Raw genomic sequence first — 26,197 nt, forward strand, 5'->3', positions numbered from 1 at the left:
GAAAGCGCTTCGCGCTTTCCTGGATTCCCGCTTCGCGGGAATTTGGGATTTCCGCTTCGCTTCAATCCCGGGGCCCGTGGCGCTGCGCGCCTCGGGCGGGGCGTCCGCTGCGCTCCCGCCCGGCCGGCTTCGCCGGGCAGCAGAGAGGAGTGAGGGTGCATCATGTTGCTGTCCGTGTACGGTCTGGGGAATCGGGCTACCACCCCGGCGGCATCGGCCTGACGTGCAGTCACATCGGATGGGGGTGTGCTCGTGCCTCCAGGGTTCGGCCGGCGCCCCAGTGCGAAGGCCTCCGAGCATCCGGGGCGCGATCCCACTTTCCGCCGTCCAGCATACCGCAAGATCAGTCGGCGTGAGGCCGGATCCGGTCATCTTTCACTCGAATCAGAGAGGCCGCATCCAAGCGTGCATCATCTATAGTCACTGTGTAGGCTTTGGATTCTAGCTGGACCCCCTGGAGCTGATCTGGTGCTCCGGGTGCGCCCTCCTCTTCTGCTGATGACTGGGACCTCGGGGAGATTCACTGTGGCGATGCAGAAAAGCGATCTTCGGCCTCATCAGGTGGAGACCGTTGACGCCATTATGCGCGGTCTCGATATCCCGCCCGGTGGTATTCCGGCGAACGGTCTGCGGGGACAGGTCATTTCCGCGTGCGGGACGGGGAAAACAATCACGGCTGCTTTTGCTGCGCGGCAGATGCTGCCGCGGGGGCGGATTCTGGTGCTGGTGCCCACGCTGGAGCTGCTCACGCAGACGGTGCGGGAGTGGCGGCGGGTCGGGCACACGGGGCCGGCGGTGGCGGTGTGCTCGCTCCAGGACGACCCGCAGCTGTGGAGCCTGGGGGTGCGGTGCACCACCAATCCGATCCAGCTGGCGCTGTGGCATGGGGAGGGGCCGGTGGTGATCTTCGGCACCTACGCCTCGCTCCCCGTGCTCGCCGAAGCTTTCGCCGGTACCTATGGCCAGCGTCTTTCCCCGGTGGACCTCGCGGTGGTTGATGAAGCCCACCGGACCAGTGGCTCGCTGGGGAAGGCGTGGGCGGACATCCACCACCAGAGCGTGATCCCGGCGGCGCGCAGGCTGTATCTGACGGCGACGCCGCGGATCTGGCAGGAGCAGCCGCACCGGGATGTCGTCGAGGGGCGCAGGGAGGCGTTGCCGGAGGAGTTGGCGGCGTCGATGGATGATGAGCACATTTTCGGGCCGGTGCTGTACAAGCTGTCGCTGGCGTCCGCTGTCTCCCGCGGCTTGCTGGCGCGGTATCAGATCATCGTCATGGAGCTCCAGGACGCGGTCGTCACGCCAAAGCTGCGGAGCGAGGACCGCTACAGCGAGGAGGTCCGAGGAGAGCGGCTCGGGGCCTTGCAGGCCGCCCTGTTGCGGACGATGGCCGAGCATGATCTCGGCACGTGCATCACGTTCCACCACCGCACGATGGAGGCGCAGGCCTTCGCGGAGGGTCTGGGGCGGGTGGCGGGCAAGCTGCACGCCGACCAGCCGGAGACGTACCCGCGGCGGATCTGGGCCGACTGGCTCAGCGGAGCGCACGACGCTGAGCGGCGGCAGAGGGTGCTGGGCGAGTTCGGGTCCACGGCGCGGCGGGCGGTCCTGTCCAACTGCAGGGTGCTGGGCGAAGGGGTGGACATCCGGGCGGTGGACTCCGTGGCCCTGCTGGATCCCAAGGGGGCGCCGCACGACATCGTGCAGGCCATCGGCCGTGCTTTGCGGCAAAAGCCCGGCGAGGGAAAACTGGCGTCGCTGATCGTTCCGGTTTTCCTCCAGCCCGGGGAAACGGGCGAGGACATGTTCACGTCCGGGTCGTACCGGCCGTTGGTGAATGTTCTTCAAGGGCTGCGTGCGCATGATGAAGAAGCCGTGGAATTGCTGGCCATTCCGCAGGACAGTCCGGCACGTTCGAAACCGGTGATAGATATCGGGCCCGAGCCTGAGGAGGGTGAGGAGGAAAGCCGTCTGCTGCTTCGGTTTGCCGCTCCTCGGGATTCGGTGATGGTCGCGGACTGGGTCCGGTTCAACGTCATCGACACCGAGCGGCAGGACTGGGCACGCGGGTATGCCATCCTGCGCCGCTTCGTCGAGCGCGAGCACCACGCACGCGTGCCTTACGGGCACAAGGAGCCGCCTGGGCCGCATCCCCTGGGGCAGTGGGTGGCGGAGCAGCGAAGGGCCTATGCGGCGGGGCAGATGAACGGCCAGCGCGCGGCGCGGCTGGAGAAGCTCGGCATGGTGTGGTCGGTCGCTGACGAGCGGTTCCAGGAAAACCTGGAAGCCGCCAAGGCCTACTACGCCGAGCACTGGACGCTGTGTGCACCGCGCACCGCGACCGCTTTGGACCGGCCTGTCGGGCAATGGCTGTCAAACCTCCGCAGGCCTGGTGCGCTGGACGGGCACCCAGAGTGGGAGCAGGCGCTGCGCCAGGTCGATCTGCACTGGAACCCGGCATGGCCCGCCGCCTGGCAACGGCACTACGCCGCCCTGCGCGAACTGGTACGCGAGGAAAACGGCCCCACGGTCGTCACCCCCGGCGTCACCGTGCACGGCATGGACATCGGACGGTGGCTGACCAGACAGCGCCGGCCCGAGGTCTGGCAGAAGCTGACAGACGACCAGCGAGCACTGCTGGAGGACATCGGCGTCACCCCGCTCCCCCAGCCCCAGGAGGCGCCTGCCCAGGCCCCCAGCGGGCGCCTGGGGGCCTTCGAACGGGGCGTTGCGGCCCTGGCGCAGTACAAGGCCCGCACCGGCACGGTGAAGGTCCCCAGAGGGCATGTAGAACGCCTGGACGACGGCACCGAGGTCCGACTCGGAGTATTCCTGAGTAACACCAAGACCAGACGCGCGAAGCTGACCGCGGACAAGCTCGCCACGCTGGCCGACCTCGGACTGGAGTGGGCGACCGAGGAAGGAGCCGCGTGATTCCACGGACGCGCGATCATGACAGCTCAGGCGTCTGCAGGCGCTTCCGCGCGCAGACGGTGCGCCGGGGACGAGAACTGCTGGTGCGCCTGAACCCACGAGATGTCAGTTGCTTGAGCGTGCGAAGAGGTGCCATGGCTCCCACGTACACAGTCGCCATTCGCCCGGCCACGGCTCCGGCTTGGGATGGGCGTTGGCGTCTTCTCGGATCCATCGGAGGGAGACAGTGGTCGGCGGTCCGCCGGCGCGGTACAGGCGGGCCGTGACCGTGCAGGCTGCGGGCATGTCGTGGGCGACGGCGAGGATGTCGAAGCCGGTCAGCGGATAGGCCTCGTAGGCCCGGCGGATCTCGCTGCGTACAGCCTTGCCGTGCTTGGCATGTGCGTCCTGGGTAATGAGATCGCATATGGACCCGTAGTTTCGCCGCACCCACCACGTGAGCAGGCGTTCCGAGCCTTGTCGGGCGGGGTGGCTGTCGTAGGCATCGCTGCCAGGCAGGTACTCGATTGGTGTCCACTGCTCGTTGATGCGGTTGATCTTCCCCTGCTCCACGGCGAAGCCGACGAAGTCCTTGGCCTGCCCCGCCAGCGCTTTCCACGTGAAGGGTGGGGTGGCCTTGTGGTGCTGCTCCTTTTCCCGGGCGAAGGCCCAGTCCGTGACAGCGAACAGCCGATTCCAGGCTTTGGTCGCCACGATTGCGTTGTCGTAGTTGAGGATGCTGCCGTGCACGATGCCGTTGCGGTAGAGCTCGTAGACGGGCTCTTCCTGAGTGGCGCTGCGTCCCTTGGTGAAGGTCTTGTGGGCGTGGGCGAGTCCGCGGTGGTGACCTACAACGCTGTCCCAGGCGTGCAGTTCCTCCGGTTGCCGGGTGTGCAGGCCCCGGCGTACGGTCTCGAACTCGTTGACGAAACCGTCCATGACGCTCAGCAGGACGTGGACGCAGGCGTAGTACCGGCCGGCGGTGTAGTCCTCTCTGGCCTTCTCGACGAGCGGGAGTCGGCGGCGCATCGCAGGCAGCTTCCTGAGCGGGAGGAGCATGGCGGTCAGCTGCTCGCTGTCGCGATAGTGGTCGATGAGCATGGTTTCGGCCCGGTCAGCGTCCTGGGCCGCCTCGACAAGGATGGTCTTGACCGCCGTCAGCGACAGGCGGTCGTGGAAGATCCAGTGCTTATCGCTGAGCAGGTCGTAGAAGGCTTCGACCAAAGCCTCAAGCTCCTGCATCCGCTGCTTGAGAGCCTTGGCCTCCGCTCTCTGTGACGGGACTATGCGCAACAACATCAGGGCTTGTTCCGCTTGGCGGAACGAAGGAAGATCACGAGCCGATTGGTAGGGCACGCAAACGATCGTAGGGAGGAGCACTGACGTGCTCCAGCGCTTTCCGCGCACACCGGCTCACCGAGCCTGGTGGGCGGTGGTTTTCATGGCGCGGCATTCGAGGCGGCGGCAACGGCCGTGCCGGTAGGCCATTGCGGTGCCGTGCTCAAGTACGAGTTCGCGTCCAGCGGTCAGCGCCAGGTCCAGCGCGCGGCCCTAGGCCGGGGCGTGTGGCATAGCTGCGAGCCCATTTGTCGGCGACCCCCAGATCGGCGCAGACGTCGCTGATGCGCTCGCCGCTGGCGACGCGTCCCAGCAGGGCGGCGCGGCCGGACAGAGAACCGCGGCGATTTCTTGCCGTAGGCCCGGTCCTGTGTCCGACGCTGGCTGCGGCAGGGCGCACAGCGGCTTGTGCTTGCTGTGCTGGCGAGCGGGATGTGACAGTCGTGGCAGCGGCGTGAAGCGGACGGCGCGACTCCTCACCGGGGACGAAACCCGCCCTCCTGCGGGTGCCGTGGCCCGCATTATCCGGCCAAGCCACCTTGACTTCTGTTGACAGGGCAAGGTAGTGGATTTACCCTGTTCAAAACGAGGCGTCGTTTCGACGGATCGAGAGTTGGATGTCTGCTCCCACGCAAGATGTGCAGGCTTGGCCGGTAGTGCGCTGGCGGGACATTGTGCATGCCTTCCGCCCTGACCATGAAGCCGGGGAAGCTCAGGTCAAAACGCTGCGTACGAACCAGGTCCTGTCCGACGGGATCCGCTTCACGCGGCGCACCAACCATCGTCTCGCAGGCGTCGGCACCCTCTACAGCAGACTCAACGTGGGTGCTGCTGTCCTGTACCGCCGCAGGGACAAGGACGCTGCGCGGATGTACTGCGCTGCAGCCAGGAAAATCGAGGAGGAGCTCATGACGCTGTTGAAGCACCAGCAACTTGACGCCTCCGAGCTGGAGCCGACGGCCATCGCCTCTCCAAGGGCCTGGCGGGTGCTGCGGCCCCTGTGTGACCTGACCGAGGCCTCCTTGGCGTCCTTGCCGCCTGTTCCTGAGGAAGAGTGCATCTACGGCGTTCTACAGAGCACCGACGGTCGCAAGGTTCGCTTCGCCGAGGCTGGCCATGACGGGCTGGATCACGAGCTGCCTTACGCAATGATGGAGGCCGCAGGGCTGTCTGTGGGCGATCCCGCACTTCTCCTGAGTGAGTTCACCGGAGCCACGATCATCACTCGCCTGCAGCCAGGACTGCTGATGGAAGAGACCGAGCAGGAAGGGGACGCCGACCCGGCGACCACCTCTGCCAAGGACCTGACGTTCCATCAACCGCTGGACGACGACATCCGAGCAGCATTGTTCGCCAAGTTCCGTCCGGGAGTGACAGGGCCTGACACCCCGTAAGATCCTGGGGTGGAAAGCGTCTCCTGGTCACGTGGCACGTCAGTAGATGAAGCGGAGCTGCGAGCCTTTGCCTGCTGCCCCGGGTGCCGGGCCAGGAGCGCCCGGCACCCGCCAGATCCGTCCGGCTGCGGGACCGAGTGGGCCCATGAAGTGCAGACATACTTCAAGGAAAACGCCATCGCACAGGCCAAGGCCGGAGCCCTCCCGTACGACCAGCGCCTGCTCCTCCTGCGCGACGCAGAAGACCTGGTAGGAGCGGCGGCACACTACTCCGAGACAGGGTCCGGGGATGCCCAGGGCAGCATTCATGAACGCCGCTTGGCCGCTTACGCCACAGCCTCGCACGTGCAGGGCGGCAAGCTGTCCACCGGCGAGTATGCCTCGAAAGCTCTCTTTAGAGCCGTAGTCAGCGACATCACCAGCCGTTACAGCCCCCAGGACACAGTCATCATCACGGCGCTCGTGCTTGCCATGAACAAACCCTCACGCAAGTGCCTGCAACGGTACGGCTGGTCCATAGCTGGCCAGCAGGGCCGCCACCTGGTGTACGCCAACTCTCTGCAAGCGGCACAACAGGCACTGGGCGTCGACCCCGGATCCGACATCGACGCCTTCCACGAGCCCGGAACCTAGCCACAAGTCCGCAGGGTGCCGCCTCATGAAAGGTCGATGAGCTCGGTGCGTGCGTGCTTCAGCCGTCAGCGCCGTCCTCGGCGAGCGTCCAGTGTCCGTACTTGTCGAACGGCCACTGGTGCGCATTAGATGTCACTGCGAAAGTGCTCACGCAGGTCGTGCTGGCTCCCACCGGGGCCCTGGGTGCTCCGCGCGTCCGACAACCCGCGGTTGCACCGATGTGGGGTTACCGGCTGGTTCTCCTGCGCGGCAGGTCAGGCATGGCGTTGTGTGAGTACGTGATCAGCGACAGCAGCCAGGAGGCCGCATCGTTCGCGGTACCCGGGGCCGTGTGCCGCATCCCCGAGCCGAACAGCACGGATGCTGCTGCGCGACGCGAAGGCGTTGCAGCCGTAGACGCCAGCCTGATCGATGTGCGTTTTCGGGACCCTCTGGGGTGCTCACGTCAGGTCCCGTGGCTTGAGGCTGCGCAGGACGTTCCCTTCGAGGACTCTCCCGCGGTACGGCCTTTCCCTGTCCGGCGCGGGCGGCGTGTGGCTCCGGGCTGGTGGTGGTCGTCGACGACCGGGCGGCTGGTGGCGTACGGGTCGGGTGTCATGCGGACCGAGCTGATGCTGCTGGACCGGGAGCCGACGGTGGTGGCGCTGGCCTGCCGGCCGGTGGAGCTGGTGTGGCGTGAGGGAAGCAGGGTCGTCGGTCATGCGCCGCAGCTGATGGCCCGGCTTCAGGACGCCGGCGGCCTGTTACTCGACTGTGCGGGACGCAGCGGGCCCTCTGCCCGGCTGGCACTGCGGGCGCGGGTTGTGGCGGCTGCCGCACAGGCGGCGGGCTGGTCCTACCGGCTCGCGGGGCCGCCGGATCCGGTGCTGGTGGCCAATGTGCGGTGGCTGGCGGGTTACCGGCATTCCCGGTACGCCGCAGGTCCGTGGATGCCGGCTCTGCTGGAGGTGTTCGCCAGTCCGCGGCCGGCGGTGGAGGCGGTGTGTGAGCTGGGGGATCCGATCGTCGTGTGGCCTGCGGTCTTTCACGCGCTGTGGAGCGGTGTGCTGCGGGTGCGGCTGGATGAACCGCTGCATGAGCGCGTTGTCGTCTCGGTCGCACGGCAGGAGGCCGAAGCGGCGTGACGCAGGCGGTTGTCGAGGTCGGGGCGCGCCTTCGCTACGGCGGGCGGGCATGGACGCTCGCCGTGCTGGAAGGTGCCCGGGCCACGCTGGTGACCGATGAGGGCGCCTCGGCGGTGGTGCTGCTTCCCTACCTGTTCGCCGATCCGTCCTTCGGCGTGGAAGGCGGGCCGGCGCCGGGGAGGGTGCCGCCGTTCGGGCTGCTGGAGGCTCTGCCGGTTGAGGTGCGGGAGCGGGCTCTGGCGTGGCAGCGGCATGTGCGGGAGGTGGAGAGCGGCTTTCCTGACGCGGTTGGGCAGGGCGCCCCGCGTGAGCAGTTCGATCCGGCGAGGCGGAGCCTGGCGCAGCGGGAGCGGGCGAAGGCCGAGGAGTTGAGGGCGGCGGGCTGGGCGGCGAGTGCGGCGACGGTGCGCCGGATGCGGGCGCGCTACCGCAGCGAGGGCTTGTGGGGGCTGGTGGACGGCCGGGCGGTGCGGGAGCGGTCAGCCGTGGGGCGGGCTGATGAGCGGGTGGTCGCGGCGATCAGGCAAGTGCTGGAGGGGCAGCGGGAGCGGTCGACGGGCACGCTGGTGCGGTTGCGCCGCCGGGTGGGGTGGCTGCTGGAGGAGGAGTACGGCCCTGGGGTGGTGGCGCTGCCTCCGGTGTCGACGTTCAACCGGCTGGTGCACGCGGTGGCCGACGGGCAGGGTCTTTTGGGGACGGCGGCGCAGCGGCGGTGGCATGCGTCGCGGCCGACTCCTCCGTTCACGCCGACGGTGGCACTGCGGCCGGGTGAGCTGGTGATGCTGGACAGCACGCCGCTGGACGTGCTGGCGGTGCTGGACGACGGTGTGACCGGCCGCCTTGAGCTGAGCATCGCGCTGGACGTGGCGACGCGCAGTATCTGTGCGGCGGTGCTGCGCCCGGTGGGCACGACGTCGGTGGACGCGGCGATGCTGCTGGCGCAGATGGTGGTGCCGACGGCGATGCGGCCGGGTTGGGATGCGGCGCTGTCCATGCGGCGGTCGGTCATCCCCTACGAGCGGCTGATCGCGTTGGACGCGAGGCTGGAACAGGCTGCTGCCCGGCCGGTGATCATGCCGGAGACGGTGGTGGTGGACCAGGGCCGGGTGTATGTGTCGGCGTCGTTCGTCTCGGCGTGCGAGAGCCTGGGGATCTCGGTGCAGCCGGTGCCGCCGGCGAACGGCCCGGCGAAGGGGAACGTGGAGCGGACTTTCCGCGCCATCGCCGACGGGTTCAGCCAGTACCTGCCTGGCCACACCGGCTCGGATGTCTCCCAGCGGGGCGCGGCTGCGGAGCAGGATGCGTGCTGGAGCCTGGCGCAGCTGCAGGAGCTGCTGAACGAATGGGTCATCTGCGGGTGGCAGGAGCGCCGGCACGAGGCGCTGCGGCACCCGATGATGCCGCACCTCGCTGTCTCCCCGAACGAGATGTGGGCGGCTTTGGTGGCGGTGACGGGGCATGTACCGGTGCCCTTGTCCGCCGACGACTACGTCGAGCTGCTGCCTCTTCGGTGGCAGGCCGTCAACGACTACGGCATCCGCTTGGGCTACCGCACCTACGACCACCCCGGCCTGAACCCCTACCGGCGCCGCCGCTCCCTGCGGGCGGACAAGAACGGACGGTGGGAGGTCCACCACAACCCCTACGATCCGAACCGGGTGTGGGTGCGCCTGCCCGGGGGATGGCTGGAGGTGCCGTGGGTCCACGCGGGGGCGGTCCGGCGCCCGTTCACCGCATTCACTTTCGACCACGTCCGCCGCACCGTGGAACGCCGGCACGGCCGTGAAGAGCACGAGGCGGCGATCGCCCAGGCGCTGGATGCGCTGCTGCGCCGTGCCAGCCAGGGACTGGGCAGCAGGCGAGAGCGGACGGTAGCCGCCCGGGCCCAGGCGGCCGCGCAAATGACCGATCCCTCCCCCGCCACCGCCCCGCAGCAGTGGCCTGCTCCGCTCACGCCGGATGCCTCGTTCGGGCTGCCCGGTTCCTTCACCGCCCCGCACGAGGATGCCGGCGGCTGGGACACCGACGACCCTCTGGACGACATCGAGGACGACCCGGACGACGACTACCTACTCGCCGCCCTCGCCGACGGCCAGGACGCCGCGGCAGGCCACACGGATGAAGCATCCGAGCCGGCAGGCGGAACAACCCGGGAGAAGGCTGCTGAGCAGACGCTGGACGCCGCCGGGGCAGACGGCATGCGCATCTACGACCCGTACCAGGAGGCTCAGGCATGGTGACGACGGCCCAGCCCGCCACCACGAGCACTTTCAGTGCGCTGACCACGTGGGACGGGTGGCAGCAGTTCGTCGACACACCCCTCGCCCCGGCACGGGACGCCGGCGACAAGGAGTGGACGCTGGAGCAGCGGGAGGAGTATCACGCGCGGTTCGTGGTGCTGAAGACCCCCGCCATGGACGCCATCTCCACCGCGGTGCGCCGTCTGCTGCTGCTCAACCGCGGCCAGCAGGGCGGAGCCCGGCGCGGCCTGATCATCTCCGGGCCGGCCACCACCGGGAAGACCACCGCGATGCAGCAGCTCGGGCGCACCGTCGAACTCGCCGACCGGCGCCGCCACCCGGACCAGGACGGGCGTCTGCCGGTGCTGTTCATCACCGTGCCGCCGTCCTCTACCCCGAAGATGCTCATCAGCGAGTTCGCCCGCTTCCTCGGTCTGCCTGCCCTGGAACGGATGAACCAGATCCAGATCACCAACGCCGTGTGCGAGCTGCTGTGCGAGATGAGCACCCAGCTGGTCCTGGTCGACGACGTACACCTGATGGACACCCGCAGCCGGGCCGGCGCCGAGACATCTGATCAGCTGAAGTACCTCGGCGAGCGGATCCCGGCCACCTTCGTCTACTCCGGCATCGACGTCGAATCCTCTCCGCTGCTGACCGGCGTGCGCGGCTCCCAGCTCGCCGGCCGCTTCAAAATCGTGCGCAACCGGCCCCTGCGTTACGGCAGTCCGGCCGACAAACAGATCTGGCACGACCTGGTGCGCAGCATGGACAGCGCCCTGCGACTGCGCCACCACCGGCCCGGCACGCTCGTTACGCACGCCGCCTACCTGCACGCCCGCACCGGCGGCCGCATGGGCAGCCTCTCCCACCTCATCCGCGAAGCCGCCCTCGTATCCCTGCTGGACAGCACCGAGAAAATCACCAAGAAACTCCTCGAACAGATCGAACTCGACGCCGCCGCCGAACAACGGTCCCGGAAACCACACCACCACCGGACACCCCCGCAACGCGAGCCCTGACCCGCGGCATCTACCTCAACCACCCGCCCCGATCCCCGTTCGCCCAATGCCCGGATGCCGGGTACATACGGGCCCGCCAGGAACGACCTCTGCTCCCTCATGCACAACTTTCCCCCACCACAGCCGCAGCCGCCGCAGACGGCTGCGGCACGTCCGGGGCCGGTACGGCTCGCGCCGCTGCAGGGCGAGACGAACCTGTCGTACCTGGACCGGCTGGCCGACCGCTACCGGCTCGGTGTCAGAGACCTCATCCCCGCGCTCCTCCAGGTCGGCGGAGGCCTGTTCAAGGGCTACCGCACGGACGGCGAGGTCTACCTCAATGCCGAAGCCCGCGCCCGCATCTGCGCGTTCAGCCGCGTGCCCGAGGAAATCCTGCAGCGGGCCCTGCCCGCCTGGACCGCCCAAGAACCCCTCGCGCCGGACGGGGCGGGGGCAGCCGGGCGGTTCCGCTTCGGGGCCGTGGTGCCGGCCGCGGGGGAAGGCTGCCGGCTGTGCACCGCCGCACGCACCGGACGGACCAAGGCCGCCCGGCTCTACCTGCAGCCGCACACCCGCATCTGCCCGCGCCACCAGTGCTGGATGCTGGGCACCCACTGGATCGACGGCGCACCGGCCGACACCGAACAGATCGACCTGACAGGGCTGGCGGAGATGGTCACGGCGCACCGGCGGCATGTGGATCTGCTGCGCCATCGTCCGGACGCCGCCCGTGCGTTCGAGGTCGCGCATGCCGTGGTCGTCTCCTGGTGGGCGCAGCAGTGGCCCGAAGAAGACAAGTGGCCGCGCCGGGTACGCCAACTCACACCCCAGGGGGCCGATCCCGGCTGGTGGCGGTTGCTGGCCAGGGACGCGGTCACCTACCCCGAGACCGTCGCCCTCACCTCAGTCCTCACCGACGAACGCACCAGAGGGCGGCTGCTCGCCGAGGCCGGCGGACATCTGCCCCACACGCTCGCCCACGTGCCTGGTCTGGTCGGCGAACTGGCGCAGGTCACCAGACGGCCATGGCTTGCTGAGCGGATCGCCTCGACCTCGGCCGGCCCTTTGCTGCTCTGGGCGCAGCACTGCGTACGGGCCGATGCCGACGCAACTGTCGCCGACCGGCTGTGGACCTTGCACATGGCTCACCGGCCCCGCCCCATCGCCCGCGAACTCACCGCCTACCGCGACGCCGCACAACAGCCGGAGAAGGCTGCGGGCGGAACAAGGCTGCACCTGGGGCTCCGGCACATGTCGGATCAGGCGTTCACGACAGGGCTGGCACACGCCCGTGCCTACGCCGCGGTCCACGGCCACCTCGCCGCCCCGATCCACAGCCAGTTCGACGGCTTTGCCCTGGGCCGATGGCTGTCGAACCATCGGAAGTTCCCGGCGATGCCGCCCGAACACGTCGCGGAACTCGAGGCGCTGGATCCGTGGTGGCGGCCTCCGTGGAGGGTGATGTGGCAGCGCTTCTACTACCAGGCCCGTGACCACGTCCGCGCCCGCGGACCCTTGCGGCCCGAGAGCGGCTTCCCCACCACCAACTTCGGCCTGGGCGAATGGCTGTACAACCAGTGCACCGGCTACGACGACCTGCACCCCGGCCAGCAGCACCTCCTGGCCGACATCGGCCTCACCCCCGAGGCCGCACAGGCGGCCCGGCCCCGCCGCAAGCACATGGCCACCCACTTCCAGCGCGCCCTTGGCTGTGCCCGCGCCTTCGCCGCCGCCCACGGCACGCTGGTGAACGCGACCGCCGATAGCGTCCAGGACGGACTGAAGCTGGGACGGTGGCTGTCCAACCAGCGCAGTAAAGACCGCGCCTACCAGGACCGCCACGGCGTCCCCTCACCCCGGGCGCTGGCACTGTCGGCGATCGATCCCTGGTGGAACCCGCCCTGGACACTGGAATGGCAGCGCTCCTGGCACCAGGCACGCACCCATGTCCAAGGCGGCCACGTCCTGGACGCCGCGGCCGGGTTCCCCGGCACCAGCAGCGCGCTCGCCACGTGGCTGACCACCCAGCACGCCCAGTACGACACCCTCCAACCCGACCAGCAGGCCCTCCTCGCCCACATCGGGCTGACCGCGGACCGGGCCCGCGGCGCGGCCGCACGGCCCGCCGAACGCGAAGCCGACTTCGCCGTCGGCCTCTGCTACGCACGCTCCTACCACTCGACACACGGCACCCTCGCTGCCGCGATCGACACCGTCCACGACGGATTCCAGCTCGGGCGATGGCTGCGCCGGCAACGCCAGCACGCCCGAACCGACGCCGACAGGGGCGCGCCTCAGTCTGCCGCGGTGAAGGCGCTGACCGCCGTCGATCCGTGGTGGTGTACGCCCTGGAGCCTGGCGTGGCAGCGCGCCTGGCAGCACATCCACAACCAGGTCGAAGCCGGTCACCGGCTCGACACCGACCACCACTTCCGCAGCTTCGCCCCCACCCAGCGCGCCTGGCTACGCCTGCAGCGCACCCACTACGACGACCTCCACTCCGACCAGCAGCGCCTCCTGGCCGACATCGGCCTCACCCGCGAGAGAGCCCGCACCCGGCCCATCACTCTGTACGCCGAGGGCGCTCTCACACATGCCCGCGCCTACGCCGCCGCCCACCACACCCTGGCCGTGGCCTACTCCACCGTCCACAACGGCTTCCCCCTCGGCCGCTGGCTCAACGACCAACGCCAGCAAGCCCGGCGCGACACCACCCCCAACGCCCGCCACCAGGCCCTCTCCACGATCGACCCATGGTGGAACCCTCCCTGGGACCTGGCCTGGCAACGCGCCTACACCCGCGCCCGCACCACACAAACCCGCCCCGGTGACCCACCGGCCGACGTACGCGCCTGGACCGCCGCACAGCGCACCGCCTGGTCCCGGCTGCGCCCCCAGCAGCAACATCTCCTGACCGAACTCGGGATCACACCCGGCGCCGAGGACCCCGCCAACCAGCCCCGCAGAACCAGCCGCGTCTACCCACCCAGCCCTGGACTCACCCACGCACGCGCATACGCCCAGGCACACGGCCACCTCTCCCCCAGCGCCGGCACCCACCACAACGGCTTCCCACTCGGCCGCTGGCTGGTACAAAAACGCCGCGCAGCCCGGCAAGGACGCCTGGCCCCCACCACCAGCCAGGCACTTGCCCATCTCGACCCCTGGTGGAACCCACCCTGGCCCCACATCTGGCAACGCACCTACCAGCAGACCAAGCAGGCCCACTCCACCGGCCAGCCCGGCTCCCCCACCCTCCAGCGATGGACCGAGCAGCAACGCACCTACTGGACCACCCTCCACCCCACCCAGCAACACCTCCTCACCACCATCGGCATCCACGCGAATCCGTGACCTCCTCCGCCAACGGGCGGCGTGGTGACGATGCGATCAGGCACGCTATGCCGATGAGCGACGCGCGCTTCTTCAACGACGAACCGTTCCTCGACGACGAGGGGTCCGACCTGCTGGGGCGTGAACGGTACGCGCAGCACGCGGTGGAGCTGCTGGGGCGCGTCCGGGCCCAGACCGAAACCGGCGTCCTGGCTTTGATCGGACCCTGGGGTTCCGGAAAGTCGACGGTCCTGGGCAAGGTGACACGCCTCCTGCAGCGACAGGACGGCAGCGAGGACTGGCTGATCGCGGAGCTCAACCCATGGCTGTACTCCGACCTGGAGACGCTGACTGCGGCACTCTTCAGCGAAGTCCGAGCCGCCCTCCCCGAGGGAAAGCGCTGGTCAGAAGTCCGTAAAACGCTCGGGGGCTTCGGGCAGGCAATCAGCCCCTTGGGCAAGCTCACCGCTCTGGCCGGCCTCGACTCAGAGGGCCTGATCAAGGCTTTCAGCGACCGCATCAGCGGAGACACCAGCGCCTCGGCGGCCAAGCGGAAGGCCGAAGAGGCCCTTCGGCGGGCAGGGCAGCCCGTCCTGGTCGTCATGGACGATCTGGACCGCCTCACCCCCGACGAGCTGCTCCTTGTCTTCAAACTGGTGCGCCTGGTGGGCCATCTCCCGAACGTCTACTACCTGATCAGCTTCGACGAGCAGACGCTGCTGGACGTCCTGCAACGCAGCGACCTCGTGGGAAACAGCGAGGCCAGGGCCCGCGAGTTCCTGGAAAAGATCATCCAGGTACGGCTCGACCTTCCCGCGTTCCGCGAACGCGACGCCGCCGCCATGAGCATCCGCGCCCTCAACGCCCTCCTGGACTCCCACAACCTGTCCATGACGCCAAGCGAGGAACGACGCTTCTCCGAGGCCTACTTCCGGCACCTACAGGACAGGCTGCAGACGCCACGAGCCGTCAAACGCTACTTCGGACAGGCCGACGCCACCCTCAGCTCCCTCTCCGGAAACGTAGACCTGGTTGACTTCCTCATCGTCACCTTCCTGCGCACCAACGAGCCCGGCGTCTACCGGCTCCTGAGACGGCACCGCGCCGAACTGACCGGCACCAGCATCGACCCAGCACAGCGACACAGCACACAACAGCCCGGCGAACGAGCCGAACGCTGGCGCCACCGCCTACGCGAAGCCGGCGTGGCCGAAAACCACATCAACGGCGTGCTCAACCTGCTGGCCCTGCTGTTCCCAACAGTCCAGAAAGACCTCGGCAACGGAAACGACACGAAAGCCGCCGCCCAGCGCCGCGGGATCGGCAGCACCGACTACTTCGACCGGTACACGGTCTTCGGCGTCCCCGACGACGACCTCCCCGAAGCCACCTTCGACCAGGCCCTGGCCCAGCTGGCCGCCGACGCCCCCGGAGAAGAAGCAGCCGAACTCCTACTCCGCCTCCGCGACGACACCCACCGCATCACCCGCCGAATCGAGCAGCGCCGCAGCACCGGCATCCACCTCCCCGCCGCCGCGCTACTCAAGGCCATGGCAGACAGCTACGGGCAGCTGACCGCCGAACCGGAAATGATGGGTTTGGTCAACAGCGGCATGAGCCTGCAGTTCCTCGCCCGGGACCTCCTCACCGACCTCCCACCAGAACAAAGGGCCCCGGTACTGGCCGCCATGGCCGCCACCCCAGACGGAGCAGTCCTGGCCACCCGGACCCTGCACCGCGTCACCAACCCGGACAACAACGACTCCGAGGAAGTACAGACCACTGAAGACTGGTCTCTTCAGGCCCGCGACGCCGTAACCGAGCAGATCGCCCAGCACCTAGCGCCTACCACAGGCAGACCTGCTGAGGAACTCACCGAGTCCGAGACCGACCTGATCTGGATGTGGCGCCACACCCACCCCGACAGCCTGCGCCCCTGGCTACGCCAACGCCTCGACACCGGATGGGAACCCCTCCCTCTCCTGGGCCAACTCCTCCATCCCACGCCACGCCCGCACCGCCTCATCGACGAGAACGTCCTGGCCGGCCTCGACGCCATGTTCGGCCTCGACGACCTCTACACACGCCTGGACCCCCTCCTCCAGACCCAGACCAGCAACAGCCCCGCCGACGAACACCACGCCAACATCCTCCAAGCCCTGCGCGAGCACCGCCCCGCCACAGGCCAGACCCCACCCCCAGACTCCGACACCACGACGTGACCCCGCGCCCGAAGAACGCCTCCCCCAAGTAGCGACCCAATCCATCTGCATGCCACCCAGACAAACCGCACACCCCCAGGCCAAGAACCTGCAAGACCCCGCTAAGCCATGCTCAGCAGGACCATCAGCACCAAAACGACCCACTACAACTGAGAAATCCCCAGCTCAGAGCTCACCCACTGCGCACAAAAAACGACCCACGACAATCGCCTGGACGATGTCGATGGTGCTCTGCTTGGGGTCGGCGAAGAGCACGGAGTCGGCCAGCGGGAAGTCGACGCCTTCGACGCACAGGCGGACGTTGCACAGCACGCTCAGCTCCGCCAGCTGGCTGGCGTACTTGTCTTGTGGGGGCTGTGCGAATCGTGTCAGGCGCTCTTGCCGCTCGCGGCGGCCGTTGCGGGAGTGGACGCTGGCGACCCACAGGTCATCGGCGTGGCCGCCGGGGATGGCGGCGGCGGTTTCGGGCAGGGTTTCGGCGAAGGCCTCGCTTTGGATGATGCTGCGGCTGAAGACGACCGCGCGGCGAATCGCGTAATCTTCGCGTGCTTTGAGCAGGGCCAGCTGGGCCGCCGCCACGCGCATGGCGTCGGCCTGGGGGGTGCGCCGGGCCCCCTTGCGTGTGCGCCCGGCCAGGAAGGCGTGCAACTGCGTGTTGTGGATTTCGGGGGCGGCAATGCGGTAGTCGGCGAGCCGTCCTTCGTGGATGGCTTCGGCCAGTGAGTAGCGGTAGGCGATGCGGCCGAAGAGGTCGACGTCGTCCATGGAAGCGATCGGCTCCGTGGTGATGCCGCGGTTGACGTCCCAGATACGGGGTGTGGCGGTGAGGTAGAGCCGGTGGCGGGCGGGAATGGCGTCGTTGTCGTGGATGACGGCCCACGGCTTGGCACGGGCGCCGGCGGTGCGGTGCGCTTCGTCGACGACCGCGATGTCCCAGCGCGGCAGCCGGTGACGCTGGTGGGCCTCGACGAGTTTGGGCAGCGAGGCGTAGGTGGCGAAGACGCTGACGGGCCCGTCGGCGCCACGCACGGCGGCGGCCAGCCAGCTCGGGTCGTTGGTCATGGTCAGCACGCCGCTGAGGACGGGCTCGCTGGTCTGCTTGTCGGAGCACAGGCCGAAGAAGTGGCCCGGCCGGCCGGAGGTGTGCCAGACGCGCGCTGTCTGGTTGAGCAGGTCCAGGGTCGGCATCACCGTCAGAGTGCGGCTGCTGGAGGCGATTTCGTGGGCGATGTGGACGGCGAGGTGGGTCTTCCCCGTGCCGCACGGCATGATGACCTGCTGGCGTTCGGAGCCCATGGCGAACGCATTGAGCACGCAGTCCGCCGCAGCACGCTGGCGCGTCCACAGTTCGCTGGGCAGGCGTTCGGCAGGCAGGTCGTGCAGCACAGGATGGCCCCCCGCTCGAGCTGATGAGCCTCAAAGGGCAGGATGCGGACGGGTGTAGGGCGCGGGGTGCTCAATGCGGGTCTCCTCACCCCTGGGGGTGAACTCTCCGGTCGGGGAGCGGTGCGGCGTGGTAGAGAGCGCAGTGCCACACAGCGTTGAGGAGGTTCCCGCGGGCCGGGACAGCCGTGCGGCGCCGTCCGGTCCCATAGGCCCGGACGGGCAGCAAGGATCAACAAGGGCTGCACGGAGGTGGTGCCCGTGGCCGGGCGGCCGCGGAGCCCTGGGACGGGGCGGGACGTTGGGGAACGCAGTGTGGGGCAGGAGCCTGGCTCAGCAACCGGTGCGCTTCGTGGCGCACGAGTCGAACTGCTCGTTCTTGTGGCGGGTGGCCGGTTTGCAGGGGGTGGAGGTCGACTTCCTGCTGGCCGAGTTGGGTGACGGGCCGCCAGGGCAGCAGGCCCTGCGACCGCATCTGGCGGAGGTGCTGCTGAGCGGCGCAGCGGCGGACAGGCTCGCGCAGATGCTCGATGTGCCGTCCGCGCGGCTGCGGTGGGCTCTGCCGCATCTGCGCGCACCGCATCTTCTGCCGGGCGAGCGGGCGCGGTGGGAGTGGCCGTGGGAGCCGTTGGCGCACTGTCTGGTGCCGGCCTGCGGGTTGTGTGCGGCGGTCCGCGGCGGGGGCTGGGGTGAGATGTGGCTGGTCTGGCCGGAAAGGTGGAAGATCTGTGAGCGGCACGGCCGGTTCACCCATGTGCGTCAGGGCGGGCCTGGAGGGGTCGAACTGGCCCGGCTGCCAGAGTCCGTCGACGCGCACCGCAGGCGGGGCAGGCTGGAGCGGCGCTTCGGGCCCGCCGGGGCCGTGCTGGTGGCGGACGCCTTCGCTCTCGCTGGATGGTGGTGGCGCCGTGCCCCACTCACCAGCCGGTGGGCCGAGCGGGCCGGGCGGGCCGGGCTGCAGCCCCGGGATATCGAGACGGCATGGCTGTTGGTGTATCCGGAGGCACTGCTCGTGGCCCGGGCGCTGCTGCGCTACGAGCAGCAGCGCGCCGCTCTGCCCAGCGGGCCGTGGGCTGCGGCTGAGGCCCGTCTGGTGGCCGAGCTGTCGCAACTGGCGGGCTCGCTCGAACTGCCCCTGGGCACTTGGCCGGTCCCGGTGGCGGAGTGGCTAGCACGACACCGCCGGTGTACGCCGGCCGTACAAGACAATGGGGGTAGCGGCCGCCGCGGGGACCGGCAGCCTGTCACCGCGTTGATCCACCAGGACGACGAGCACCAGGCGCCGCTGGGGAGCCTGTGTTGCCTGCCCTGGGACTGGGGCGACCCGTTCGCCGCCGTGTGAGCTCGTCCTCCGCAGCGATACGCATCTCACGTCTCGTACACGCATCCGCCGGTCCCCTCAATCGTGGGGTGCAGACGGTTGCAGCTGCGCTCCCCGGGCCCGTGCCCGGATGCTGGAGCGGGGACACGCGCAGGGCGGCCCGCTGCAGAGGACGAAGGGGACGGACGTGCCAGGGGGCCCGGTCAGCGCGCACGAGATCGCCGTCTGCTACCTCGACCGGTTCGGACGGCAGCGCGAACGCCCGGTGGCAGAGGTCGGCGAGGTGGCGTTCGAGGAGCTGGCCCCGCTGGAGCGGCCCGTACCCTACCCGGGACGGCAGTCGTTCGTCACCAACGCCTGGGCCTCGGCCACCGACCAGTTGCTGGCCTGCGGCTCACTCCGGCAGCAGCACTGCGGCATGCTCCTGGACCGCGACCCTGCAGTCGGGCTGCGCAGCGCGGGACCCATGGAGCTGCGCTGGAGCCGTCAGGGGCGCCGCCATCGCCTGCGGCCGGCGTTCGTCGCCTTACGAGCGGGGCAGCGCGAGGTGATCTGCGTGCGGCCGGAGGAAATCACCGACCGGTGGCAATCCGAGCAGGACGTGCTGGCGGTGGCTTCGGCAGCAGCAGGCTGGCAGATCCGGGTGATGGAGCCTTCCACCGGGGTGGAACTGGACAACCTCAAGCTCCTCTACGCCGCCCGCAGTCCACGGTGGCTCACGGCCGGGCAGGACCAGTTGCTAGCACGGCAGTTCGCCTTGCCTCGGACCATCCGCTCCGGGGTACGCGCCGCCGCCCTGCCCTCGTATGTGGGAGTGGACCTTGCCTATCACTTGATCTGGGCGCGGCGGCTGCACACCGACATGAGTGTCCCGCTCACCCCGTCATCGACGGCATGGTCAGGGGAGGTCAGGTGATCTCGCGGCACGCCGCAGGCGCCGCAGCGCCCCCCGCTGCTGACACTCTGGCTCTGGGGGACACCATCCGCTTCCGCGGTGGCCTCTGGGTGGTCACCGCCTTCCACGGACCGCGTCTCTTCCTCGATGCCGCAGAGCCCGCAGAGCCCGCAGAGCCGCTGATCATCCTGCAGACGGCAGTGACCTCGGCCCCCGACTTCGCCGTGCTGAACCGGGCGGCGCGACGCAGTTCGCTGCCCGGCCGCCTCGGCGAGTTCCGTGCGCTGCCGCGCGACGTACGCAAGGCCGCTGAGAAGTGGGAGCGGCATGTCAAGGAGGTACTGCACCAGCAGGCCCCGAACGTTCCCGCCACCACCGAGCCCCCACCGGCCTTCGACCCGCAGCAGCGCACCCTGCGCCAGCGCTACCAGGCCAAGGCCGACCAGTTGACGCAGGCAGGAACCCCGGTGTCCGCGGCCACTGTCGAACGAAAGTGCGCGGCCTGGCGTAGGGACGGCCTGATGGGCCTGGTCGACAAGCGCAGCCGGCGTAGTGCGGCCCCGCACGGGCGCGTCGACACGCGAGTGGTCGACCTCGTGTGGGAGGTCCTGGACGACGAGCGCGGCAGAGGCCTGTCACCAGGAACGCTGTCCCGGCTGATCGACCGGGTGCAGCAGACGGTTCGGGTCCGCTACGCGCACCTGCTGGCCGACCCGAAGACCGCCCGGGGCCTGGTGATCAGTCCGGCGACGTTCTACCGGCTGCTGGAGCGGCTGGGGATCACCGCGGAGAACTCGCATGACGCCGCGGCCCGTCACGCGGCCGGACCTGCCATATCCGCAGAGCGGCCCGGCGCCCGGCGGGCTACCTGGGCCCGCTGGCCCGGGGAACTGGTGCAGATCGACACCACCGGACTGGACGTTCTCGTCCTCGGTGACGACGGACGGGTCATCTCCGTGGAGCTCACCATCGCCATCGACGTGGCCACCCGCAGCATCGTGGGCTACCTGATCGTGCCCAAGCACACCGGCCGCACAGGCGGGACGGGACGATGGGCCGCCGGGCGGGCCACCCGCTCGTTCGACACCATGCAGGTCGTTGCCCAGACCACGGCCCCGCTTCCCGCGCGCCCGGGCTGGGCACCGGAAACCTTCATGGACGGCTCGGACCTGCCCTTCGAGGACCTCCTGGCGGCCGACCCTCGATTCGCCGGCGCCGCCGCCCGGCCCGTCATCAAGCCCGAAACGCTCGTCATCGACCACGGCTCGCCATTCATCTCCGCAGACTTCACCCGCGCCTGCCACTCCCTGGGCATCGAAGTACGCGAGGCACGGCTGCGTACCGCTGTCGACAAGGCGATCGTGGAGCGCGCCATGCGGGCGGTGAAGACTGGCTTCAGCCAGTACCTGGCCTCCTACACCCACCACCGCCTTCACCTGCGAGGCAAGCGCGTCCGCAAGCAGCCGCTGTGGACCATCCGCGAACTCCAGGAACGGTTCGAGCAGTGGGTGGTCATCCACTGGCAGCAGACCCCCCACGGAGCACTCCGCTCCCCCTTCACTCCCGGGCTGCGCCTGACCCCCAACCAGATGTACGCGGCCCTCATTTCCCTGCGCGGCTACCGGTCCACCGCGCTGACCGCCGAGGAGAACCGCAAAATGCTGCCGGCGGTGTGGGTCCGGGTCAGCCGCAAGGGCTTCCAGATCAACAATCGCACCTACAACCTGGACCGGGGAAAACTGGATCTCTTCCGTGGGTCCTCCGGCATCACAGCGCAGCAGGGGCGCTGGGAGGCCCACTACTCCCCCGACAACCCGGAGGTCGCCTGGCTGTTCAACCACCGGGCCGAGCCGGGCACCGACCCGTGGGTCGAGGTGCCCTTCATCCACCGCCGGCTATTCACTGACCGGTGGACCGAGGAGGCCTGGTCCGAGGGCCTGCGCATCCACCTCGCCGCCGGCGGCAGCCGCCACAACGAGGCCGCCATCGCCCGGGCCACCACCCAGCTGCTGCGCGACCTGGCCGCCGGGCCGTCCTCCGGCAGCGCGTCACAGACCCCTCGCCCGGCTACGGCATCCCGCCCGTCCCGGCCCTCGCTGCCATCGCCCGCCAAGCCCTACGCCACCGACATGCCGCCCCTGGACCCGGACACCGTCCACCCGTTCCGCACCCTCGACCGGCCCGCCGGAGAGCTCTTCGACACGCCCGAGCCAGTCCGGGGCGCAGAACAGACCCTCGACGACTTCCTGGCGTCCCTGCCCGGCCTGCACCCGCCCGGCCCCAAAGGCCCCGGCAGCAGCAACGAGCCCAGCTCAGCCATCCCGGGAGACAACAGCACCGGTGCTCCCCCGCCTGGCGGCCTGCCCGGCGACGGACCAGGCAGCGGACGGCAAGGAGACAAACAGTGAAGACCCCCGTACGCGATCCGCAAAGCGCCTCGCCCCCTGCCCCGGCCCCAGTCCTGCCTCCTGGGCTGCCGACCACTCTGCACGGCTGGCGCGCCCGTGTGCGGCACAAGCCCTCCCCTCCCCCGATCCCACCGGCCAACGAGGACGGCACCGCCGAGGACCCTGTCGACGAGAACGACCCCCGCGTGCGCTACCACGCCCAGCTCGGCCTCGTCGAAACCACCGACATCATCAAAGGATCGCTTACCGCCCGGCGGCTGTTGCGTCACAACGGGGAACGCCGCCATCCCTGCCCGCACGTCGCCATCGACAGCGACTGCCGCGGCACGGGCAAACGCACGCTGCTTCACCACATCGGCCTGGGTCACCAGGGCCGCCGCGAAAAGCTCTACGGTATCGACGACAGCCGTATCCCCGTCATCTGCATCAACGCCCCGCCCGAACCTGGCACGCCCGCCGACTGGTCCGCGGCCCTGGCCGTCTTCCTCGGCTGGGACCTCTACCGCCCCGACACCCAGCAGCGGCCCGTGCAGCGCATGAAGGACTTCACCGGCCCTGCCGTCCACGTGATGCGCCACTCCCGCACGGAGGTCTGCCTGGTCGACGGCATCGACCGGCTGCGGCCCGAGGACCTGCAGCCGACCTTCGACTACTTCGACTACCTCGCCGAGGAGTTGGAACTGACTGTCTTCTGGAGCGGCATCGGTTCCAGCGACATCCTCCGTGAAGCCCGCGCGGCTCGATTCCCCGCCCTGCGGCGTCCTACCGAGGCCACCGCGCCCATCCGGCAACGCTCAGTGCCCACCCTGTGGGTCAACCGGCTGCCGCCCCGATGCAAGGAACACCCCAACGAATGGCCCAGCACCGTGGCCACCCTCGACGGTCGGCTGTCCCTGCGCCACCACCGGCCCGGCAGCCTCCTGGACCACGAGGAAGACCTCTACCACATGACCGACGGAATCATGGAAAACCTCACCCCTCTGGTCGGCATGGCCGGCCAACTCGCCATCCTCGACCGCACCGAAGCCATCACCCGCGACGTTCTGCACGACGCCGCCCGCTACCTCGACCTGCCATCCGAAGACGGCCGCTGAGAAGGCATGTTGACCGGCCTGGTCCGCTCAAGGCCTCCAACATAACCGCGCAGTCTGTCAGAACAGACCGTCCTGTCCATCAGTCGAGGGCACGCGTGAAGCGGCTCGGACCGTGAGACCGGCTGCTCGGGCCTGGGCTCGCAGGCGCTTACCGACGCCCGTAGGAAGGCCGCGCCACCCGGACGATGACGCGCATGGCGGAGCATCATGAACTCGCTGTGCGGGTCAGGACGTGTCATCTGCGCTTGACGGGTGAGAACGTAGACTCGCGGGTCTCCTGGGCTGTTGGGGAACGCCCTCACCTGGAGCGTTCCCCAGCCGTCGGGCCGCCGTCAGTCCTGGGTGACGATGAGCGTGCGCTGGTCGAGGTCGAGGTGGACCGTTCCCCCGTTCTGCTCACGGAGTTGGCGCCACGCGGCGTAGCCGGTGAGGATGGCGTGCTCCCAGTCGGCGGCGCGGCAGATGCTGACCTCGAGGTGGGCGGTCATGTGGCCGATGGTGGCGAGGAGTTCGTGGTCTATGTGTTTGATGTCGGTGAGGTAGCAGTGGCGGGCGGCGTAGGAGAAGACGAGGGCTGAGATGCCTTCTTCGATGGCGATGGCGCGGCCGCCGTCTTCGGCTTCGTCGGTGCGGGGGTCGCTTTTACGTTTGCGGCCCAGCAGGAAGCGGGTGACGGGGGACCAGCCCAGCACGGTGGCGTGGGCGAGGTGGAAGATGTCGTGGAAGCGGTAGTCGTCTTCGACGTGGGACGCGCTGGTGAGGGGGTCACCGGCGGGGGTTCCGTCTTCCCGGGTGAGGACGACGACGGTGCGGCCGTCGTCGGTCGTGGTGGGCGTGAAGGTCAGTGTGGTCTGCCGGGGCAGCTGTTCGTGGGCGGGAGCGGCAGCATCGAAGGGGGTGTGCTCGTCGTGGGGGGTGAGGCGCCAACGGTCCTTGGTCTTCTCCAGGTTGGCGGCGGCGACGTCGTCGAGGTCGAGCCCGAAGCGGTGGGCGAGAGCGGCGACGTACCACAGGACGTCGCCGAGTTCTTCGCGTAACTGGTGCTTGCCCTGCTCGAAGGCGGGTCCGTCGCGCAGGAATTTCTTGTAGGCGGTGGTCAGGGACCCGACTTCGCCGGCAAGGCCGAGGAGAGGGACGAGGACCGGGTCGGTGCCCTCGGCAGGGAGTTGGAGGGTCTTGACGGCCGCTTCCTGGTAGCGCTTGAAGTCCACACTCACACCTGTCTGATCTTGGGACAACCCCGTTGGCTTTCCCGACAGCATGTCGTATGCTACGACAGCGTCGTTGGAAATGCAGACGATTGGGGAGAGTTGTCGAACACGGACACACCGAGCATGGACGACATCACCTCGGTCGTCGTCGACTTCCTCGCCGAGTACGAGGGCGTCTCACCCGACGAGCTCCGCTCTGAACTGGAGCAGAGCGGTCGGGAGTTGCCCGTGGACTCGCTGCTGGTGGTCGAGATTCTCACGCGCATTGAGGAGCGTTACCACGTCGCCATTCCCGCAGACCGGGAAGCGGCCCAGGCCACCCGGTCCGTGCGGGCATTCGCCGCGGCGGTACTGGACGCCATCGTTGAAAGGCAGCAGTCATGACCCCTCCTTCGGACAGCCGTGACCGTGATCCTGAGCTGGTCCGGCTCGGTGAACGGCTGAAGAAGACCCGCGACTACCTGAACATGTCCCAGCAGTTCGTCTCGGACTCGACCGGCATCCCCCGCTCGGCCATCAGCGACATCGAGCGCGGCGAGCGGCGGGTGGACAGCCTGGAGTTGAAGAAGCTGGCGCGCCTGTACCGGCAGCCGGTCGCCTACTTCCTGGCCGAGGAAAAGGACGCCGACGCCGGCGAGTACTCCCTGGCCGGTCTGCCGCGGGCACTGGCCCAGCTCACCGACGGGGACGCCAAGACAGTGCTGGAGTTCGCCGAATACCTCACCCTGCGGCGGGCGGCAGAACGCGAGGAACAGGAGACCGAGGACGGGAGTCCGACGGCGTGAACTGGGCCTTAGCACACCGGATCGCCTCGATCGCCGCCGTCCAGGCACACCGCGACCTCGGCATCGACCGCACGCAGTACGTCCACGTGCACCGGGCACTGGGGGCAGCCGACGTGATCGGGATGGCGCAGCCGATGCCCCGGCTGTTCGGCGTGTACTTCTCCCCCGCCGACAAGGGGCCGGCCGTGATGCTGAACGCCTCGCTGAATGCGGTCACCCAGCGGCACACGGCCGCACATGAGTTGGGGCATCACCGACTGGGCCATCGCACCGCAGCCGATGAGGAGCTTGATCCCGCGCTGCGCTGGGGCAACGGCAGCTGGCCCGAGGAGGAGAAGACAGCGGAGGCGTTCGCAGCGTGGTTCCTGATGCCCCTGCCGGCGGTGCGGGCGGCCCTTGAGCGGATCTGCGGCGGCCGGCCGTCGTCTCCCGAGCACGTCTACCGGGTGGCGCGCGAACTGGGTACGTCGTACGCCGGGACGGTACGCCACCTGGTGAACCTCCGGCTGCTGGATGCCGGCCGGGCCGACCAGTGGTCCAAGATCCCTCCTGCCGGCCTGCGCAGTTCGCTGGCGGGCGGGACCTCGCTGCCCGCGCACGCCCAGGTACACGTGATCACGGCAGCCTCTGCGGGGCAGACGGTGTACGCCGACGCGGGCGATGTGCTGGTGCTGCACCTGGAGAACGCGGTCTTCGACGTCCTGCCCAAGGGGCTTCAGCCGTGGACCAGTGATGGGGCGACGCCGCTGGCGAGCGCCGTGGTGAGCGACGAGCTCCCGCCGGGCGGACAGGGCCTGATCGAGGTCGCGGTGCCGACGCACGGCGCCGCGCTGCGGCTGACGGTGGTGCGCGAAGCCCCGCGTGCCGGGGTCGACGAGACCTGGCCTGCCTGAGCCCGGCTC

The 26,197-nt window shown here is 69.1% G+C and carries 18 protein-coding genes; 15 read left to right on the forward strand and 3 right to left on the reverse strand.

The features are described from left to right. Positions 1-531: 531 nt before the first annotated feature. The gene (locus IE308_RS00005) at positions 532-2,934 is read left to right on the forward strand and encodes a DEAD/DEAH box helicase (protein ID WP_190217297.1); all 2,403 of its coding nucleotides are present in this window, start codon (positions 532-534) and stop codon (positions 2,932-2,934) included. 105 nt (positions 2,935-3,039) lie between these two features. Here IE308_RS00005 and IE308_RS00010 read toward each other — a convergent pair whose 3' ends face one another. Next, a complete protein-coding gene (locus IE308_RS00010; protein ID WP_190216007.1) occupies positions 3,040-4,269 on the reverse strand; it encodes a hypothetical protein in 1,230 nt (409 codons plus the stop codon). Positions 4,270-4,868: 599 nt separating this feature from the next. Between IE308_RS00010 and IE308_RS00015 the strand changes: the two genes are divergently transcribed. The 7 genes from IE308_RS00015 to IE308_RS37145 all read left to right on the forward strand — a co-directional run bounded on the left by IE308_RS00015 (position 4,869) and on the right by IE308_RS37145 (position 16,198). Next, entirely contained in the window at positions 4,869-5,645 is a 777-nt protein-coding gene (locus IE308_RS00015; RefSeq protein ID WP_190216008.1) for a hypothetical protein, read from the forward strand. A gap of 150 nt (positions 5,646-5,795) precedes the next feature. After that, entirely contained in the window at positions 5,796-6,278 is a 483-nt protein-coding gene (locus IE308_RS00020) for a hypothetical protein (RefSeq protein ID WP_190216009.1), read from the forward strand. Positions 6,279-6,556: 278 nt separating this feature from the next. Next, positions 6,557-7,402, forward strand: a complete 846-nt coding sequence (locus IE308_RS00025; protein ID WP_229908625.1) for a TnsA-like heteromeric transposase endonuclease subunit — start codon at positions 6,557-6,559, stop codon at positions 7,400-7,402. Next, positions 7,399-9,642 (forward strand): TnsB C-terminal domain-containing protein, encoded by a 2,244-nt coding sequence (locus IE308_RS00030; protein WP_190216010.1) that lies wholly within the window; start codon positions 7,399-7,401, stop codon positions 9,640-9,642. The genes IE308_RS00025 and IE308_RS00030 overlap by 4 nt, the downstream gene beginning before the upstream one ends. Then, complete coding sequence (locus IE308_RS00035; RefSeq protein WP_190216011.1) at positions 9,636-10,664, forward strand: TniB family NTP-binding protein; 1,029 nt, start codon at positions 9,636-9,638, stop codon at positions 10,662-10,664. The genes IE308_RS00030 and IE308_RS00035 overlap by 7 nt, the downstream gene beginning before the upstream one ends. Positions 10,665-10,763: 99 nt before the next feature. Continuing rightward, the gene (locus IE308_RS00040) at positions 10,764-13,997 is read left to right on the forward strand and encodes a Helicase associated domain protein (RefSeq protein ID WP_190216012.1); all 3,234 of its coding nucleotides are present in this window, start codon (positions 10,764-10,766) and stop codon (positions 13,995-13,997) included. Between the two features lie 53 nt (positions 13,998-14,050). Further along, the gene (locus IE308_RS37145; protein WP_268256446.1) at positions 14,051-16,198 is read left to right on the forward strand and encodes a KAP family P-loop NTPase fold protein; all 2,148 of its coding nucleotides are present in this window, start codon (positions 14,051-14,053) and stop codon (positions 16,196-16,198) included. 165 nt (positions 16,199-16,363) lie between these two features. Here the strand turns inward: IE308_RS37145 and IE308_RS00050 are convergent, their stop codons facing one another. After that, a complete protein-coding gene (locus IE308_RS00050) occupies positions 16,364-17,584 on the reverse strand; it encodes a DEAD/DEAH box helicase family protein (protein WP_190216013.1) in 1,221 nt (406 codons plus the stop codon). Between the two features lie 349 nt (positions 17,585-17,933). On the opposite strand from IE308_RS00050, the gene IE308_RS00055 reads away from it, so the two are divergent. The 4 genes from IE308_RS00055 (at position 17,934) to IE308_RS00070 (ending at position 23,299) form a co-directional block, all read left to right on the forward strand. After that, positions 17,934-18,923, forward strand: coding sequence for a hypothetical protein (locus IE308_RS00055; protein WP_190216014.1), 990 nt, complete (start codon positions 17,934-17,936; stop codon positions 18,921-18,923). A gap of 166 nt (positions 18,924-19,089) precedes the next feature. Then, positions 19,090-19,818, forward strand: a complete 729-nt coding sequence (locus tag IE308_RS00060; protein ID WP_190216015.1) for a hypothetical protein — start codon at positions 19,090-19,092, stop codon at positions 19,816-19,818. A 179-nt stretch (positions 19,819-19,997) separates the two neighbouring features. Continuing rightward, positions 19,998-22,205: an integrase gene (locus tag IE308_RS00065; protein WP_190216016.1), complete on the forward strand. Its 2,208-nt coding sequence runs from the start codon at positions 19,998-20,000 to the stop codon at positions 22,203-22,205. Next, positions 22,202-23,299 carry a P-loop NTPase family protein gene (locus IE308_RS00070; protein WP_190216017.1) on the forward strand — a complete coding sequence of 366 codons (1,098 nt, stop codon included), beginning with the start codon at positions 22,202-22,204 and terminating at the stop codon, positions 23,297-23,299. Before IE308_RS00065 ends, IE308_RS00070 begins: the two co-directional genes overlap by 4 nt. 332 nt (positions 23,300-23,631) lie before the next feature. On the opposite strand, the gene IE308_RS00075 is transcribed toward IE308_RS00070, so the two are convergent. Further along, a complete protein-coding gene (locus IE308_RS00075) occupies positions 23,632-24,510 on the reverse strand; it encodes a nucleoside triphosphate pyrophosphohydrolase family protein (protein ID WP_229908626.1) in 879 nt (292 codons plus the stop codon). A 123-nt stretch (positions 24,511-24,633) separates the two neighbouring features. Between IE308_RS00075 and IE308_RS00080 the strand changes: the two genes are divergently transcribed. Genes IE308_RS00080 through IE308_RS00090 form a run of 3 tightly spaced genes read left to right on the forward strand, consistent with a single transcriptional unit; the run spans position 24,634 to position 26,188 of the window. After that, a complete protein-coding gene (locus IE308_RS00080) occupies positions 24,634-24,894 on the forward strand; it encodes an acyl carrier protein (RefSeq protein ID WP_093686008.1) in 261 nt (86 codons plus the stop codon). Beyond that, positions 24,891-25,295, forward strand: a complete 405-nt coding sequence (locus tag IE308_RS00085; RefSeq protein WP_190216019.1) for a helix-turn-helix domain-containing protein — start codon at positions 24,891-24,893, stop codon at positions 25,293-25,295. The genes IE308_RS00080 and IE308_RS00085 overlap by 4 nt, the downstream gene beginning before the upstream one ends. Next, entirely contained in the window at positions 25,292-26,188 is an 897-nt protein-coding gene (locus tag IE308_RS00090) for an ImmA/IrrE family metallo-endopeptidase (RefSeq protein WP_093686006.1), read from the forward strand. The genes IE308_RS00085 and IE308_RS00090 overlap by 4 nt, the downstream gene beginning before the upstream one ends. Positions 26,189-26,197: the final 9 nt, after the last annotated feature.

The organism is Streptomyces griseosporeus, assembly GCF_014656055.1.
Lineage (GTDB): Bacteria > Actinomycetota > Actinomycetes > Streptomycetales > Streptomycetaceae > Streptomyces > Streptomyces griseosporeus.

What these genes read in the sequence shown, in the direction of transcription:
- IE308_RS37145 (WP_268256446.1), top strand. Translation starts at nt 14,051, where the DNA reads ATGAGCGACGCGCGCTTCTTCAACGACGAACCGTTCCTCGACGACGAG.
- IE308_RS00085 (WP_190216019.1), top strand. Translation starts at nt 24,891, where the DNA reads ATGACCCCTCCTTCGGACAGCCGTGACCGTGATCCTGAGCTGGTCCGG.
- IE308_RS00040 (WP_190216012.1), top strand. Translation starts at nt 10,764, where the DNA reads ATGCACAACTTTCCCCCACCACAGCCGCAGCCGCCGCAGACGGCTGCG.
- IE308_RS00035 (WP_190216011.1), top strand. Translation starts at nt 9,636, where the DNA reads ATGGTGACGACGGCCCAGCCCGCCACCACGAGCACTTTCAGTGCGCTG.
- IE308_RS00005 (WP_190217297.1), top strand. Translation starts at nt 532, where the DNA reads ATGCAGAAAAGCGATCTTCGGCCTCATCAGGTGGAGACCGTTGACGCC.
- IE308_RS00080 (WP_093686008.1), top strand. Translation starts at nt 24,634, where the DNA reads ATGGACGACATCACCTCGGTCGTCGTCGACTTCCTCGCCGAGTACGAG.
- IE308_RS00015 (WP_190216008.1), top strand. Translation starts at nt 4,869, where the DNA reads ATGTCTGCTCCCACGCAAGATGTGCAGGCTTGGCCGGTAGTGCGCTGG.